Here is a 15,019-nt window from a genome sequence, read left to right as displayed (position 1 = left end):
ATGTCACAACTCAGCACCAGACACCTTCTAGGAATTAAAGATATTACTTCAGAGGACATCCAGCTCATTTTCGAAACAGCCGATAATTTCAAAGAAGTACTCAATCGGCCAATCAAAAAAGTACCCTCCTTGAGAGACATTACCATCGCCAATATATTTTTTGAAAATTCCACAAGAACCAGACTTTCCTTTGAACTGGCTGAAAAAAGGCTTTCCGCAGATGTGATTAATTTTTCATCCTCAAATTCCTCAGTCAAAAAAGGTGAAACCCTCATAGACACAGTCAATAATATTCTTTCCATGAAAGTGGACATGGTGGTGATGAGACACAGCAGTGTAGGCGCACCGCATTTTTTATCCAAACATATCAAAGCCAATATCGTCAATGCTGGTGACGGTACCCATGAACATCCCACCCAAGCGCTATTGGATGCCTTCTCAATCCGCGAAAAACTGGGAGATGTGGCTGGCAAAAAAGTAGCTATTATCGGAGATATCCTTCACTCAAGGGTTGCCCTTTCCAACATATTTTGCCTGCAAAAATTGGGGGCAGAAGTAATGGTCTGCGGTCCGATTACCTTATTGCCCAAGCATATCGGAAGTCTGGGAGTGAAAATCGAGCATGATGTCGAAAAAGCCCTGCAATGGTGTGATGTGGCAAATGTCCTGCGAATCCAATTGGAAAGACAACAGATCAAATACTTCCCTTCACTCAGAGAATATTCCCTTTACTTTGGTATAAACAGGAAAATGCTGGACCGATTGGACAAAGAGATCGTTATCATGCATCCCGGCCCTATCAACAGAGGAGTGGAATTAAATTCCGATGTAGCAGACAGCGAACATTCTATTATTTTGCAGCAAGTGGAAAATGGGGTGGCGATTAGGATGGCGGTTCTGTATCTGTTGGCAGGGGCGAAGTAGAAAGATTAAGTCAATTCATTTAAACACGAATCCCGACGGACCTCTACCAGCTTCAATGGTTTCAACTACCTGACCTCCAATATTGATAACGATGACAGTACCATTGCTCTGAAATCCATTGTTGTTAGCAATATAAATTTCCTTGCTTATAGGATGGAACCCAATTCCATAGAATCCTGAACCTGTAAACAGAGTTGGATTGACCACCGAAGCGGTATTCATGGAAACTTTGGCAACAGCATCATTGTAATCCGGCCAACCTGTAGAGGTCAATACATAAACCTCACCCCCATCAGCTACAGCAAAATTGGAAGTTGCATCCGCCAAAGGAATCTTGATCGAGGATTGGATATTAAAATTGTTTCTGTTGATTTCGTGGAAGTAGATATTACCTGCATCCCTTGCAAAAAGATATAACCTGCCATCAATGATCTTCAGTTTGGTAGGAGTTCCCTCAACATCCTGACTGCTATTTACTGCATCAGTAGCCAGGGAAATGATTTGAAGTTTTTTAGCAACAGCACAAGCAACATATAGATAATTTCCTGCGACAATCAATCCTTCCGGCCTGCTTGGAACAGGGATTTTTTTGGAAATTGTTCCTCCATTGAGGCCATTGACAACAGCAACATAAGATTCCGGGCTATTGAAGTTCTCATCATATGGGCCCCAGTCACTGATATATAATTTTTGATTGGCGACAGCAATAGACCTGCTGATATTCAGATCAGTATCCACTGCTCCCAAACTGGCAAAATCCTTGGGGTCGACTACCTCGACCTTTCCTGTATTTGCTACCAAATACATTCTCGCTTCGGCTTCTACCATATCCTGTATTAGCCCTGCAAATGGTCTACCGTTTTTTGACTCAAATATATCCGTCTTGATATCTCCTGATACTGGATCATAATGGTAAACCTCCCCATCATTGGCACCAAAGGCACCTTCATTGATGATCAACACTCCTTTTTCAAATTCCCCCAATGGAACCTCTGGTACTTCTTCGGTACAGGAAACAGAAACAAATGCCAAAAGCCAAAAAGCTGTAAGTATTCTAAAGTGAATCATATTGTGATATTTAAATTGAATTGATAATTTCTTCCCGGCATTGCCCTTAGCCGCAAAACCTGATAATCTGTATTGAATAGGTTATTGACCTGTGCACCCAAATTTCCTGAAAGTCTTCCTCCCAGTGTCCATCTGTAATCCACACCCATGTCCCAAAGCTGATAAGGATTGAGTTTAGCGACATTATCGGTAGCGGCAAATCGCTCCCCTACTCTTTGGGTATTCAGGAAGGAACTGAAGTCACCTTTTTCTATCGAAATCATGGATTGAAACTTATGTTCAGGGGTATAAGGCAATTGCTTTCCTTTACTTCTGTCATTTTCAGAAATATTGGTTTGGTTGATGGCCCGGTTCCAGGCATAATTTCCTGAAAGACCTAGTTTCCATTCTCCAAACTGTTGGGTGACGTCGAGAAAGTATTCCAAGCCTGAATTATTGACTTTACGGATATTCTTAGGGCTCCAATATGAACCGTTGGGCAACCAGATTATCCAGTTGTCCACGCTCATCCTGAAATGGGTGATTTGCTGTTCAAAGTTAAAATTGTTTTTGACAAATACATGCTTCAAACCAATTTCACCACTCCAACTCTTTTCTGATTCCAGATCTGGATTTCCTCCAGGTACCCAAAATCTATCATTCAATGTTGGGACTTTGAAGCTCCTTGCAAATGATGTTTTAAGCAGGAAAGATTGTACCTTATTTTTCCAAACATTCCACTCTCCACCGAAGCTAGGAGTAAATGGAGCCCAATTACCCATAAAAACCAACTGTCTGAGGTTGACGGAAAAAGACAGCTTTTCAATGGGGTGGAAATTGTTGGATTGATAAAGTTCCAGTCGGGATTCAGAAGCCTGATAAGTGTCAAGGTCACCTGTAATGTAAGTGTGCCTTATGCCACTTTTGGTGTTCCACCTCGGATTTACTTCCCAATCCAAATCACCGGCAATGAAATATTGGTTGGTATTGTTGATGGAATTGACATTAAATATCAACTCATCCCTAACAAAACCAGCCTTCGCATTCCAGATCTTATTTTTTCCAAAATGAAAATAATCCAGTACCCACCTTAGATTTTGGTCTTGTTGGACATCTTTGGTATTTGAACCGATGACGGGCTGTATATGTCTGTCTGTTTTGTTCCACCAAATGGCGCTAGAGATCTGGTTTTTGGAGTTTACATTCCATGCCAGGTCCTGCATGATGCCCCATTGTTTGACTTGGCCATTTTCCTGTCTCTCTATGGGTGTTCCTATTTTTGACAGGTTCCGAAACGGAAAATCATTTCGGGAAAAATTTCTATAAATCCTGCTTCTTGAGGAAATAACCTTGTTTGAATAGCTATACTGCACCTGTTGATTCCACCTGCCAAAGCTTCCAAAAAGAGACGCAACCTGAACCTGATGTCCACCTCCAAAATGGGGTTTGTTGTTCAAATGTACGGCCCCGCCAATCGCATCTGTCCCATACAAAGCACCCCCGCTGCCAAAATGGACCAACACCTGATCAAAACCGCCTACTGGTAGTATCGAAAAATCCGTCTGACCCAGTGATGGGCTATTGATTGGAAGACCGTTCCAAAAAACCACATTGTGGCCAGCAGAAGTACCTCGCATAGTCAATGAGGCCACCATGCCCGGACCATATTGCCGCAGGAATAGACCTGTCCTTTGCTGAAGATATTCTGCTAAGGGCAGGCCCTGAAAAGACTCCAAATCTTTTTCTCCGATGACTTGAATACGGTGCCCAAATGCATATTTATCCAAAGGTGCAGTGAAAACTTCCACTTCAGGAAGCTGAACTGTATCCGATGCTGACAATGCCATTTGAGGCTGTTCAACCATTGGATAGATATGAAATACAGCAAAATCCCTATCCACTATTTCAATAGGGATATAATCTGCATTCCACAGTAGGATGCTGTGAAAAATATAAAGCGTCAATAAATACAATGCCTTAAGAATTAAATAATGTTTGACAATTATTTAATCCAAAGCCATTACGAGAAATGAATGAGATAAATTTCAAAACCTACAAGCTGCTGAAACGTCCTCAAAATGATAGAGAATTAGGTTCAAAAACTGCCTTTCAGTTCCATTTTCCATCCCAGCCTTTCACCCGAAAGCTTTGAATACTGATGAAAAAGGCAGGTCTCCTGGCTTCCCTGAATTTACCGGCCTTCTCACCCCTTAATTCCGAAAGTTACGGGAGGGACAATGGCACTTGAAGAAGATAAATTACTATCCCGAATAGGTCGGGATGGGGTTACAGTTGCGGGGACAGCTCCGGATTTTGACCGGATTCCCTTTTAATCCCGAGTGCCTGATTGAGGTTCGGGAACCAATTTCCGTTGCAAACATAGTGAATGAGAAACTAAGAATTTATAAAATTGAAGGATTTTGTTTAAGTATTACGCAATATGGCTGAACATCATTGAAACAGACTTTCTATATTTGAGGCACTAGCCTTAATGACTTTTATCCATGTCAAAATATTCTTGCTTTATAGTTCTACTGATTTTTAGTCTATTGCATGGTGCCTGCGATACCCCTAAATCAAGTAATTTTGATGATCTCGTAGAAGTCCCCAACCAATATGCAAAGGGCTTTACTGTATTCCAGGGAGATGGATTCAAGGTCATTGAAGTCAAACAGGCTTTCCCAGGTGACCATGAACCCTTCAGGTATTTGGTTGCAGAAAGGACAGATTTAGAGTTGGAAAAATCAGATTTTGCTGCAACAGTGGAATTGCCCATATCAAAGGTTGTAATGACCTCCACTACGCACATCCCCCATTTGGACTACTTGGGAGTTTCTGAACTTTTAGTGGGTTTCCCAAACCTCGATTTGATTTCTTCAACCGCAACGAGGACTTTGATAAATGCAGGTAAGGTAATGGAATTGGGTTCAGGTGCCCAAGCCAATATCGAAAAGATCATCGACCTCGAACCGGATTGGGTAATGATTTCCACATTGGGTGATGACCTCAAAAATCTTGAGATCTTGAAAGAAGCCAAAATACCTGCTTTGCTCAATGGAGAATATGTGGAGCAACATCCTTTGGGCCGAGCAGAGTGGATTAAGTTTACGGGTGCTTTATTGGGAAAATTTGAGGATGCAGAGAAAGTTTTCAAAGACATTGAAGCCAGTTATATTGAATCTGAAAAGCTGGTTTCGGAAAATATTAGAGACAAACCAAAAGTTATGGCAGGCGTCATGTACAAAGATATCTGGTATGTCCCAGGCAGTGATTCTTGGGGAGCAAGGTTGCTGGAAGCTGCTGGAGGGGATTATCTTTTCAAAGAGCAAAAAGGAACCGGAAGTTCACAATTGAGTTATGAATATGTTCTGGAAAATGCACAGAATGCCGATTACTGGTTAGGGGCCTCTGATTTCAGCAGTCTTGATAATATGAAAAATGCTGATCCAAGATATGCCCATTTCAGTGCTTTTCAAAAAGGGAATGTTTATACTTACACTTCCAAGAAAGGACCAACTGGAGGAATAGAATATTTCGAATTGGGATATTTGAGACCTGATCTGATTTTACAGGATCTGATCAAAATACTGTATCCGGAGCTTTTGCCGGAATATTCCCTTTATTTTTACAGCCAACTGCATGAAAAATAAATCCCCAAATACCATTTTGTTTGTCAGCGGATTGCTCTTGTGCATATTGGTGTTTTGGGTCAATTTATCCATTGGATCGGTGGCTATTCCTGTTGGGGAGGTGATTGGAAGAGTTTTCGGACAGGAATTTTCCAAAAGGTCTTGGGAAACCATTGTCATTGGCTATCGGATGCCAAAAGCACTAACTGCGATTTTGGCAGGAATCACTTTATCCATCAGTGGTCTTCAAATGCAAACCTTTTTCAGAAATCCCTTGGCTGGACCTTTTGTGTTGGGCATCAGTTCCGGTGCGGGATTGGGAGTTGCGCTTTTGATTATGGCCGGGTCAGCATTTGGTTGGTCAATCTATTCCGGAGGATTGGGCTTATGGGCGATCATTATTTCTGCAAGTGCGGGCGCGATACTTGTTTTATTGTTGATGAGCTTGACAGCTTGGAAAGTGAAGGACAGCATGACTTTGTTGATCGTTGGTTTGATGTTTGGTTCTGCTGTATCAGCATTAATCTCTATCCTGGCATTTTTCTCCAATGCCGAGCAATTGAAGCTGTTCACCGTTTGGTCTATGGGCAGTTTGGGCAGCACGCAAACCAATCAACTGATCGGTTTCGGGATCGCATCTCTAATTGGACTTATACCCATGATGCTGATGCTCAAGTCTTACAATGCCATGTTGCTTGGAGAAGCCTATGCAGAAAGCATGGGCGTCAATATCAATAAACTGCGTTGGACAATGATCGTCAGCACAGGCATACTTGCCGGTTCTGCCACAGCCTTTTGCGGACCGATTGCCTTTATTGGCATTGCAGTGCCACACATGGCGAGACTGGTCTTCCGAACCGGCGACCATAGAGTGCTATTCCCGGCCTCTGCCTTAATGGGTGCTATAGTATTATTAGTCTGTGATGCAGTCAGTCAGTTGCCCGGAAGTGCACAGACCCTGCCTATCAATGCGGTGACCTCCTTGGTCGGTGCCCCGATGGTGATTTGGTTGATCTTGAGGAGGAATTTTTCGAAGGAATTTTAAGTGAGACGTGAGATGTGAGACACAAGACGCAAGACATAAGATATTCTATAAAAGATGCTTTCTGATCAAGAAATGTTAGATATTGGATAAGATCTATCCTTGTCATGTCGGATCCGATAGCTATCGGATGAGACATCTGAAGACCAAGAGTGCCTTTTCAAGAAAATAACTTAGTTGGAAAATATAGAATCATAAAAAGCCATGACTAGGTTACCTCTAAAATCGGATAACAACTTCAGGTTCGTGATTTTAGTTGTATTTATGTATTTTTAAATATGGTTAAGGTTCTTGAAAATAATGGATATCGGTTCTATATTTATAGCAATGACCATCCTCCAATTCATATTCATGTATTAAAAGCAGATTCAGAGGCTAAAATTAATTTTAGAACCAGATATATTGATCAAATCAAATTATGGTTTTAAATTGAATGAACTAAGAAAAATCCTGGCATTGGTAGATGAGAACTATGACCTAATAAAAATGAAATGGTATGAAACGTTCAATCAGTAAACATACGACTGAGTATTTGGATCAATTGAATTCCGCAGAAACAAAAGGTGATATTGAAGATTACATTTTCAAACCTGATTCTTTGGATATTTTGATACAAAACCACAAACTGAAAATTGTAGGGCTTAATTTTTATCCTGATTTGGATCTTTTACTTTTTGTTTTGAACAATAAAAAAGTCATGAAGAGAAAAATTTCTGACTTCAAGAACTTAAAAAATGCAGGATTGAAAGATTTGGAAAAATACTTTATAAGCAAAGATGGTGTTCATTGGGAAAAACTGGATGAAGATTTAAGTTTGAGGGGACTTTTACAATATGAACTGACACATTCTGATGTGGCACTTTCTTATTAGCTATATGCCCCAACATGGTTAATTTACAAAGTAAAAATCTTAATATAGGGTATCAATCTGGCAAAAAGTCTAAAGCAATTGCTGAAGATTTGAATTTCAACCTTGAAAAAGGAAAACTGACCTGTCTTTTAGGTCCAAATGGCGTTGGGAAATCCACTTTGGTCAAGACCATTATGGGACAGGTGCCTCCACTGAGTGGTGAGATTTTTTTGGAGGGGAAACCTTTGACTTCCTTTTCTCAAAAAGCCCTGGCCAAGAAAATTGCAGTTGTCCTAACAGAGAAAATCACTACTGGAAATTTGACCGTTGGGCAATTGGTTGCTTTGGGGCGGATTCCGCATACTGGTTGGTTGGGTAAACTATCCGATGAAGACCAAAAAATGGTAGAACAGGCCATCTCCCAAACCCATACCGGGTATATCCGCAATCAGCCCTTGAGTGAATGCAGTGATGGGCAGTTGCAGAAAACGATGATTGCACGGGCCTTGGCCCAAGATGGGGATGTCCTGATTTTGGATGAACCTACTGCCCACCTGGATTTGGTCAACCGCTTTGAAATCATGCATCTTCTCAGACAAATCGCCAAGGAATCCAAAAAAGCCGTCTTGGTGGTGACCCATGACCTGGAAATCGCTATAGAAACAGCTGATATTTTTTGGTTGATGCAGTGTGGACAACCTTTGGTTTCAGGCCTTCCTGAAGACCTGATACTAAATGGTCAGATCAATCTTTTACTGCCGTCAGATAGGCTTTCTTTTAATCCCAAAAGCGGAAAAGTACAGCCTAAAATTGACGAATTTGCTATTCAGATCGAAGGTCCTGAAGCTACAGTACAATGGGTTCAGGCTGCACTTCAAAAGAACATTTCAGCCAACAAGCTTCAAGCTGTCCAAATCCGAGTTGAGGAGAATCCATTGCGGATTTTATTGAAACAGGGGGACATGGAACAGGAGTTTTTGGGGATTGGTGGATTGTTGGAGTTTTTGGAGAGTAGGGAGTAAATTAAAAGGGATAGTCATGATCAATCTTTTGATTTTTTTATGGTAAAATAAGAGTCCATGAATTGGTTTTATTAAGGAAGGCATCAACCATAGGATGACAACCATGAATGCCGGGATAATCAAAGTGTTAATCTTCATAAGCAATGGGTTAAACAAATCATTTTTTAATCAAAAAGGGCATTAGCGTTTTTTTCCAAATTTTATACCCTTCAGGAGTCATATGTATATTGTCACTTAAAAACAATTCCGTTCTATAGGTTCCATCTTTATTTACCATGGTTTTAAATACATCTACATATTCAATATTTTGTTGGGTTGAAACATATGACAGTATCAATTCATTTGTCCTGATTAAGACATCTTTGGCATAATCTCTTCCCGGACTTGGTTTGATGGATATATATGCAATAGGCACTTCAGGTAATTTGGCACGGATTGTATTGAATAATTGCTTAGTTCGAGCGAAAATGGTGTCTGCAGGTGTGGTCCCATCCCCAAGATCGTTTTCACCTACGTAGATCACCACTTGACGGGGGTTGTAATCGAAGATCAATTCGTCGGCATAGAATATTATGTCATTTACCACTGTGCCTCCAAGTCCTCTGTTGAGTACGTTGTATTTAGCAAAAATCTGTTCGGCATCGTTCCATAATCGAATAGAAGAACTGCCTACAAATACTATGGAATTTTCAGTGGGTCTGTAAATTTTATCAAATTTTTTAATCGTTTGCACATCGTCCCAAAAACGACTCTTTTCCTGCCCAAATGCCAATCCCATTGAAAAGCACAGTACTATAGAGAGCACCGATAAAAACTTAATACTTCTCACGGCTTTATCCATTTTTATATTTTGATTCTATGACAATTAAAGAAATACTAAGGTTTCAACTCAATCGAAAATTTCCAGGTCCCATGTGTCTTTCCATCGAAGAATAGGTCTTTCTCCTTCAAATGAAATCGGTAGCCAAACATACCGCCCATCTATTGGGTTTGCAGGATTCCAACGGTCAGCCACGAAAATGTAAGCATTTTTCTTTCCCTGAACAGGCAGGACGAATGTTCCCTGAGAGTTAAAAGTAATCTCAGATTCTTTCCCAATAGATGGATTACCAAACTCCTCCCATGGCCCCCAAATAGAAGGTGCCCACGCCGACCTGGCTTCATTTGGATTCCAACCTGTGCAACCGGAATTGATCATATAGTATTTCCCATTTCTCTTGAAAAGGGTAGGCGCTTCCATAAACCTCCCACTAAAAAAACGGGCAAACTTCCCGGTATATCCCAAATAGTCAGCTGATAATTCTGCAATATGTAAAGTGCTGTTTTCTTCAGAAGAATAAATATGGTAGGCTTTCCCATCATCATCTACGAAAAGAGTCATATCCCTTACCATTTGCCCTATGTGAATGTCTCTTTTATACAACAATAATGAATCAGCTGATACAGGCAATTCTCCTCCATTAAATGGATATGTCATGGCCATCTCAGGAATATCCCTACTTAAATCTTCTTCAGAGACATTAAATGGCAGAAACCCGCTCAATGGCCTGAAAACACGGACAAATTGATAAGGCCCGGAAACATTATCGCTGATTGCTATTCCTGCCATTGCATTTTTATGTCCTTGACCGTTGATATCATGATGCCACCACATCACAAATTTTTTGGTTTTTTCATTAAAAATAACCTTAGGACGTTCTATTTTGCTACCTCTCGTTACCTGATGGGAAGCATGGTCTTCGACGTGAAATGCAACCCCTTCATTTTCCCAATTGTAAAGGTCGGTTGATGAATAACAACTAACCCCAACCCAAGCATCAGAACCACGTTTTCCCGGAATCATTATTTGACCAAACCAGTAATAGGTGCCTTCATGGAATAAAAATCCACCTCCGTGCGCATTGATTGGATGTCCTTCTGTATCATACCAAACTTGGCCAGGTTTAAATGCTTTGGTTTGTGCAAACGCTATTATTCCGCTAAACAAAAACAAGAATAAAAAAACAAATTGCTTCATAATTTTTTCATTTTGCAAGTGTTAAGTAATGTTTCAAGGTGTAATTCCTTTGCCAATCAGCTAATATTGGTGGTAGGCAATTACTTTTAACTATAGCTGTAATATCTTTAAAACAACTACCATAGATTAACAGGGAATCAGGTTTTGTTTTTAATATTAATAAAAAAATCAACTTGTATATACATGTTGTGGTTTTTTATTTCAACCCAATGAAATTATATTATAATCTCTTATTTCTTGCATGTAATCGAGCTGGGGAAATCAAGAAACTAATAGGAAATATTCTTAATTCTGAAGAAAAACATTAAGCAAAAATTGAATATTCTTAGATATTTGAGAACTCAACCTATAATGATTTTTAAATGGATAATTAAAAAAAAATGAACTAAAATCCGTATTATTGATATAAATATTCATATCTAAAATTTGAATACAATGATAATTGAGAGAAATAAAGATGAAATAATATTCAAGCTGGAAGGTAATATCGATATTGATGATCTTCAGGATTTGACAGACCTTTTTGAATTCAAAGAGATTTCAAGAAAATCCAAAGCCAAACAAAAGGACGTTGATTCGCTTGTGAAATCAATTAAAAAAGGACGTTGGGAAAAGACCAAAAATAAACTTGGTTTATGAGAATTGTGGTGGATACCAACATACTTTTTAGTGCGATGTTAAATACCAATAGCCGCATTGCAAGAATTCTACTTCAGCCAAAAACTAATCTTAATTTTTATTCAACCGAGCAACTTTTATTTGAGCTTGAAAACCATTCTGAGAAATTAAAAACCATTTCAGGATATGATGATGGTGATTATAAAAGAATTTTCACTTTGTTTACCCGAAGGATAAGGTTCATCAATGTTCAGCTAATAAAAAAACAAAATTTTTTATCTGCTCTTTCCCTTACCGAAGACTTGGATATAGACGACACTGAATTCGTTGCATTAACAGAGCATATCAAGGGGAAATTCTGGAGTGGAGACAGAGTTTTGAAAAGAGGATTGGAAGAAAAAGGTTGGACAAAACTGATAACTACAGAAGAAATTCTAAAAATTTTAAAAATAAAATAGTTCCAACCAAGAAAAGTTGAAATGACTTAAAAGGCAAGCTTGATGGGATTATATTAGATAAAGTGACAAACTAAACGATATTCAACGATTTGTTCATTATTAAATGATGACTAAACCAGAAATAAAGCAAAGAGAAGCAGAGCTCTTGGAAATGACAGGAGCATTTTGCAGGCAAAATTTGAATGATGACTATTTACAGCTATGCGAAAAGCTTATTAAAAAACTTGGCAGAAAAAGAGATGTACCTTTCCAAAGAGGAAAACCTGAGATTTGGGCAGCAGCAGTTGTTCATGCTATCGGTTCGATAAATTTTTTATTTGACAAATCCTTTGAACCATATTTGACAACAGATCAGATCAGTGAATACTTTGGAACGAAGAACTCCACAGTATCCAATAAAGCACGGGAAATCAAGGATTTGTTTGGTATGTGGCATTACTGTCCGGAATTTTCAACACAACGAATGAAGGAATCGAATCCGTTTAATGAAATGGTCAAAGTCGATGGACTTATTGTACCAATAGATGCGTTACCCGATGACTTGCAACAAATGGTCAGAGAGGCAAGAGCAAATGGCGGGGATATAGAATTTAAGATAAGGCAACCCTAATGAAAAAATTAGGATTAAAGAAGACTGCGGCAGTCGTCCTCTGATATTTCTCAAATCGATATATTATCCCCAACTTTTCGCTCAAAACTTTTCCAGTACACCAATCATCAAAGTATTTTCCCTACACAGGTTCAATCCCCAAATTGTTTATTAACTTGAATAAATTTCCAATTTGGAACTTTTAAATTTTTTTATTTAACTTGTCGTACAAACCTAAAAAAATTAAAAAACATGAGTTTTGAGATCAAATCATCCGGAGAGGCCTATGATGTCATCATAGTGGGTTCCGGTGCCGGTGGGGGCATGGCTTCTAAGATTCTTTCAGAAGCAGGTTTATCAGTGGCGGTATTGGAAGCAGGTGGTGATTTTGACCCTGCCAAGGAAGAGGACCGGACACAATTACGATATCCATGGGAATCTCCCCGAAGAGGCAGCGGTACACCTACAAGACCTTTCGGTGATTTTGATCAGGCCATAGGAGGATGGGAAATAGCCGGTGAACCCTATACAAGGTCCAGCGGCACCAGTTTTGACTGGTTCAGATCCAGAATGCTGGGTGGCCGAACCAACCATTGGGGAAGGATTTCCCTGAGGTTTGGACCCAATGATTTCAAAAGGAGTAGCATTGATGGCCTGGGAGATGACTGGCCAATAGGATATGATGATGTCAAGCCATACTATGATAAGGTTGATAAGCTGATTGGAGTTTTCGGTACCAAAGAAGGTATTTACAACGAACCTGACGGATTTTTCCTTCCTCCGCCCAAGCCAAGACTTCATGAAATGTATGTCTCAAAAGGAGCTAAAAAATCCAATATCCCGGTTATTCCTTCCCGCCTTTCCATGCTGACCCGTCCGGTCAACAATGAAAGGGGAGTATGTTTTTTCTGCAACCAATGTAACCGGGCCTGTCAGGCTTATGCGGATTTTTCTTCAGGAACTGTATTGGTCAAACCAGCCATGGCCAAAGGAAAAGTAGAACTTTATACAAACGCCATGGTAAGGGCAGTCACCACTGACGATTCGGGCAAAGCGACTGGCGTTTCCTACGTTAGTAAGGTTGACATGAAGGAATATAAACTCAGGGCAAGAGTGGTAGTATTAGGCGCTTCTGCTTGCGAATCTGCCAGAATCATGATGAACTCCAAATCAAAAACCCACCCAAATGGTGTCGGAAACAGCAGCGGAATGGTAGGACGTTATCTCCATGATTCTACTGGTGCAGATAGGATGGCTATCATGCCCGATCTGATCGACAGAGAAAGATACAATGAAGATGGCGTTGGTGGTATGCATGTGTATACTCCTTGGTGGTTGGACAATAAAAAACTTGATTTTGCAAGGGGATACCATATTGAATATTGGGGAGGAATGTCGATGCCATCCTATGGGATAGGTTTTGCGATGGATACCATGAGAAAACATATCAAGGATGAATTCGGCAATCCAAGTCCAAACGGCGGCTATGGAGAGGGTCTTAAAAAGGATATCAGACGATACTATGGTTCCACATTGGGCATGTCAGGTAGAGGCGAAAGTATCCCGCAGTACGGTAATTTTTGTGAAATAGACCCCAATGTGGTGGATAAATTCGGTATTCCTGTACTCAAATTCACCTACAATTGGACAGACCATGAAATCAAGCAGGCCAAACACATGCAGGATACCTTTGAGGAAATACTCACCAATGCCGGCGCGGTCTTGTTGGGAAACAAACCTGGACCTGAATCCAAATATGGTTTGGCCGGGCCGGGTAGAATAATACATGAAGTAGGAACTACCAGGATGGGAGACAATCCAGCTACTTCAGTTCTGAACAGCAACTGTCAGGCACATGACTGCAAAAATCTATTTGTAGTCGATGCGGGACCTTTTGTATCTCAAGCAGATAAAAATCCCACTTGGACCATTTTGGCCCTTGCCTGGAGAACTTCCGATTTTATAGTAAGTGAATTGAAAAAGAAAAATATTTAATGCGGTAGCCATGAACAGAAGAGAAAATCTAAAACTCCTTTTTACCGGATCATTGGCATCAGGATTCCTTTTGACCAATTGTGCACCTGAAGACAAAGCAGCTGATTTTTCACCAAAAATCGCCGGAGGTACGCCGGGAGGAAGAACAGCAGAAGAAATAGCATATGATCAACGCCTACTTTCAGAAACATTCTTTACCGAAGAGGAAAGAAAAAAACTGGATGTATTGGTAGATATCATCATGCCTGCCGATAGTGAATCCGGAAGCGCTACCGATGCCGGTGTTCCTGACTTCATAGAGTTTATGATGAAGGATTACACCCCTTATCAGACACCCATGAGAGGAGGGCTGATGTGGTTGGACCATTACAGTGATGACAATTACGGAAAGAAGTTTCTGGAACTATCAGAATCCGAAAGGATGGAAATCATTGATGAGATTGCCTGGCCTGACAAAGCCAAACCGGAAATGGAAGGTGGGGTAAAGTTTTTCAATATGCTGAGAAACCTGGCGTCTACCGGATATTTCACTTCAGAAATCGGTTTCAAATATTTGGGTTACAAAGGAAATACTCCAAATGTATGGGATGGTGTGCCGGATGAAGTTATGAAGAAACATGGCTTTGCCTATGAGGAAAAGTACCTGTCACAATATTTGAAACCTGATGAAAGGGGGAAAATCGCAGAATGGGATGATGAAGGGAATTTGGTGGGGTAAGAGAAATTCTGTTTGAAAGATTTTCAATAAAATGAAAGACCCGTTGGATTAGATTCCAATGGGTCTTTTTCATTTGACTCTACAACTTGAAAAGATTATTTGAAAAAGAA

15 protein-coding genes and 1 riboswitch are annotated in these 15,019 nt (G+C 40.1%); of the genes, 11 read left to right on the top strand and 4 right to left on the bottom strand.

Annotation, left to right across the window (positions count from 1 at the left end):
* On the top strand, positions 1-924 hold the full coding sequence (locus tag B9A52_RS09125) for an aspartate carbamoyltransferase catalytic subunit (RefSeq protein WP_084120015.1): 924 nt from the start codon (positions 1-3) through the stop codon (positions 922-924).
* 15 nt (positions 925-939) lie between these two features.
* Here the strand turns inward: B9A52_RS09125 and B9A52_RS09120 are convergent, their stop codons facing one another.
* Both B9A52_RS09120 and B9A52_RS09115 read right to left on the bottom strand, forming a co-directional pair.
* Positions 940-1,992 (bottom strand): YncE family protein, encoded by a 1,053-nt coding sequence (locus tag B9A52_RS09120; RefSeq protein ID WP_084120014.1) that lies wholly within the window; start codon positions 1,990-1,992, stop codon positions 940-942.
* The gene (locus B9A52_RS09115) at positions 1,989-3,944 is read right to left on the bottom strand and encodes a TonB-dependent receptor (protein ID WP_231955530.1); all 1,956 of its coding nucleotides are present in this window, start codon (positions 3,942-3,944) and stop codon (positions 1,989-1,991) included. Before B9A52_RS09115 ends, B9A52_RS09120 begins: the two co-directional genes overlap by 4 nt.
* A gap of 176 nt (positions 3,945-4,120) precedes the next feature.
* Positions 4,121-4,352: riboswitch (cobalamin riboswitch) on the bottom strand.
* A gap of 123 nt (positions 4,353-4,475) precedes the next feature.
* Here B9A52_RS09115 and B9A52_RS09110 point away from each other — a divergent pair.
* The 5 genes from B9A52_RS09110 (at position 4,476) to B9A52_RS09090 (ending at position 8,514) form a co-directional block, all read left to right on the top strand.
* The gene (locus B9A52_RS09110; RefSeq protein WP_084120013.1) at positions 4,476-5,621 is read left to right on the top strand and encodes an ABC transporter substrate-binding protein; all 1,146 of its coding nucleotides are present in this window, start codon (positions 4,476-4,478) and stop codon (positions 5,619-5,621) included.
* Positions 5,611-6,645: an iron ABC transporter permease gene (locus B9A52_RS09105; RefSeq protein ID WP_084120012.1), complete on the top strand. Its 1,035-nt coding sequence runs from the start codon at positions 5,611-5,613 to the stop codon at positions 6,643-6,645. The genes B9A52_RS09110 and B9A52_RS09105 overlap by 11 nt, the downstream gene beginning before the upstream one ends.
* Before the next feature lie 275 nt (positions 6,646-6,920).
* A complete protein-coding gene (locus B9A52_RS26525; RefSeq protein WP_084120011.1) occupies positions 6,921-7,070 on the top strand; it encodes a DUF4160 domain-containing protein in 150 nt (49 codons plus the stop codon).
* Between the two features lie 68 nt (positions 7,071-7,138).
* Entirely contained in the window at positions 7,139-7,513 is a 375-nt protein-coding gene (locus tag B9A52_RS09095; RefSeq protein WP_084120010.1) for a DUF2442 domain-containing protein, read from the top strand.
* 14 nt (positions 7,514-7,527) lie between these two features.
* Positions 7,528-8,514, top strand: coding sequence for an ABC transporter ATP-binding protein (locus B9A52_RS09090; RefSeq protein ID WP_084120009.1), 987 nt, complete (start codon positions 7,528-7,530; stop codon positions 8,512-8,514).
* Positions 8,515-8,671: 157 nt separating this feature from the next.
* Here B9A52_RS09090 and B9A52_RS09085 read toward each other — a convergent pair whose 3' ends face one another.
* Both B9A52_RS09085 and B9A52_RS09080 read right to left on the bottom strand, forming a co-directional pair.
* Positions 8,672-9,355, bottom strand: coding sequence for a GDSL-type esterase/lipase family protein (locus tag B9A52_RS09085; RefSeq protein WP_084120008.1), 684 nt, complete (start codon positions 9,353-9,355; stop codon positions 8,672-8,674).
* 48 nt (positions 9,356-9,403) lie between these two features.
* Entirely contained in the window at positions 9,404-10,531 is a 1,128-nt protein-coding gene (locus tag B9A52_RS09080) for a glycoside hydrolase family 43 protein (RefSeq protein WP_084120007.1), read from the bottom strand.
* A 435-nt stretch (positions 10,532-10,966) separates the two neighbouring features.
* Here B9A52_RS09080 and B9A52_RS09075 point away from each other — a divergent pair, with 435 nt between their 5' ends.
* The 5 genes from B9A52_RS09075 (at position 10,967) to B9A52_RS09055 (ending at position 14,909) form a co-directional block, all read left to right on the top strand.
* Positions 10,967-11,170, top strand: coding sequence for a hypothetical protein (locus tag B9A52_RS09075; protein ID WP_084120006.1), 204 nt, complete (start codon positions 10,967-10,969; stop codon positions 11,168-11,170).
* Positions 11,167-11,607, top strand: coding sequence for a PIN domain-containing protein (locus B9A52_RS09070; RefSeq protein ID WP_084120005.1), 441 nt, complete (start codon positions 11,167-11,169; stop codon positions 11,605-11,607). The genes B9A52_RS09075 and B9A52_RS09070 overlap by 4 nt, the downstream gene beginning before the upstream one ends.
* Before the next feature lie 103 nt (positions 11,608-11,710).
* Positions 11,711-12,217: a DUF6398 domain-containing protein gene (locus B9A52_RS09065; protein WP_197687281.1), complete on the top strand. Its 507-nt coding sequence runs from the start codon at positions 11,711-11,713 to the stop codon at positions 12,215-12,217.
* A gap of 231 nt (positions 12,218-12,448) precedes the next feature.
* Entirely contained in the window at positions 12,449-14,191 is a 1,743-nt protein-coding gene (locus B9A52_RS09060; protein ID WP_084120004.1) for a GMC family oxidoreductase, read from the top strand.
* Between the two features lie 10 nt (positions 14,192-14,201).
* On the top strand, positions 14,202-14,909 hold the full coding sequence (locus B9A52_RS09055) for a gluconate 2-dehydrogenase subunit 3 family protein (RefSeq protein WP_084120003.1): 708 nt from the start codon (positions 14,202-14,204) through the stop codon (positions 14,907-14,909).
* Positions 14,910-15,019: the final 110 nt, after the last annotated feature.

Origin of the sequence: Aquiflexum balticum DSM 16537 (assembly GCF_900176595.1) — a bacterium.
GTDB classification, from domain to species: domain Bacteria; phylum Bacteroidota; class Bacteroidia; order Cytophagales; family Cyclobacteriaceae; genus Aquiflexum; species Aquiflexum balticum.
The sequence above is the reverse complement of the archived record's forward strand: the minus strand, read 5'-3'. Positions and strand labels throughout refer to the sequence as shown.

What these genes read in the sequence shown, in the direction of transcription:
- B9A52_RS09125 (WP_084120015.1), top strand. Translation starts at nt 1, where the DNA reads ATGTCACAACTCAGCACCAGACACCTTCTAGGAATTAAAGATATTACT.
- B9A52_RS09120 (WP_084120014.1), bottom strand. Translation starts at nt 1,992, where the DNA reads ATGATTCACTTTAGAATACTTACAGCTTTTTGGCTTTTGGCATTTGTT.
- B9A52_RS09110 (WP_084120013.1), top strand. Translation starts at nt 4,476, where the DNA reads ATGTCAAAATATTCTTGCTTTATAGTTCTACTGATTTTTAGTCTATTG.
- B9A52_RS09105 (WP_084120012.1), top strand. Translation starts at nt 5,611, where the DNA reads ATGAAAAATAAATCCCCAAATACCATTTTGTTTGTCAGCGGATTGCTC.
- B9A52_RS26525 (WP_084120011.1), top strand. Translation starts at nt 6,921, where the DNA reads ATGGTTAAGGTTCTTGAAAATAATGGATATCGGTTCTATATTTATAGC.
- B9A52_RS09095 (WP_084120010.1), top strand. Translation starts at nt 7,139, where the DNA reads ATGAAACGTTCAATCAGTAAACATACGACTGAGTATTTGGATCAATTG.
- B9A52_RS09090 (WP_084120009.1), top strand. Translation starts at nt 7,528, where the DNA reads ATGGTTAATTTACAAAGTAAAAATCTTAATATAGGGTATCAATCTGGC.
- B9A52_RS09085 (WP_084120008.1), bottom strand. Translation starts at nt 9,355, where the DNA reads ATGGATAAAGCCGTGAGAAGTATTAAGTTTTTATCGGTGCTCTCTATA.
- B9A52_RS09080 (WP_084120007.1), bottom strand. Translation starts at nt 10,531, where the DNA reads ATGAAGCAATTTGTTTTTTTATTCTTGTTTTTGTTTAGCGGAATAATA.
- B9A52_RS09075 (WP_084120006.1), top strand. Translation starts at nt 10,967, where the DNA reads ATGATAATTGAGAGAAATAAAGATGAAATAATATTCAAGCTGGAAGGT.
- B9A52_RS09070 (WP_084120005.1), top strand. Translation starts at nt 11,167, where the DNA reads ATGAGAATTGTGGTGGATACCAACATACTTTTTAGTGCGATGTTAAAT.
- B9A52_RS09065 (WP_197687281.1), top strand. Translation starts at nt 11,711, where the DNA reads ATGATGACTAAACCAGAAATAAAGCAAAGAGAAGCAGAGCTCTTGGAA.
- B9A52_RS09060 (WP_084120004.1), top strand. Translation starts at nt 12,449, where the DNA reads ATGAGTTTTGAGATCAAATCATCCGGAGAGGCCTATGATGTCATCATA.
- B9A52_RS09055 (WP_084120003.1), top strand. Translation starts at nt 14,202, where the DNA reads ATGAACAGAAGAGAAAATCTAAAACTCCTTTTTACCGGATCATTGGCA.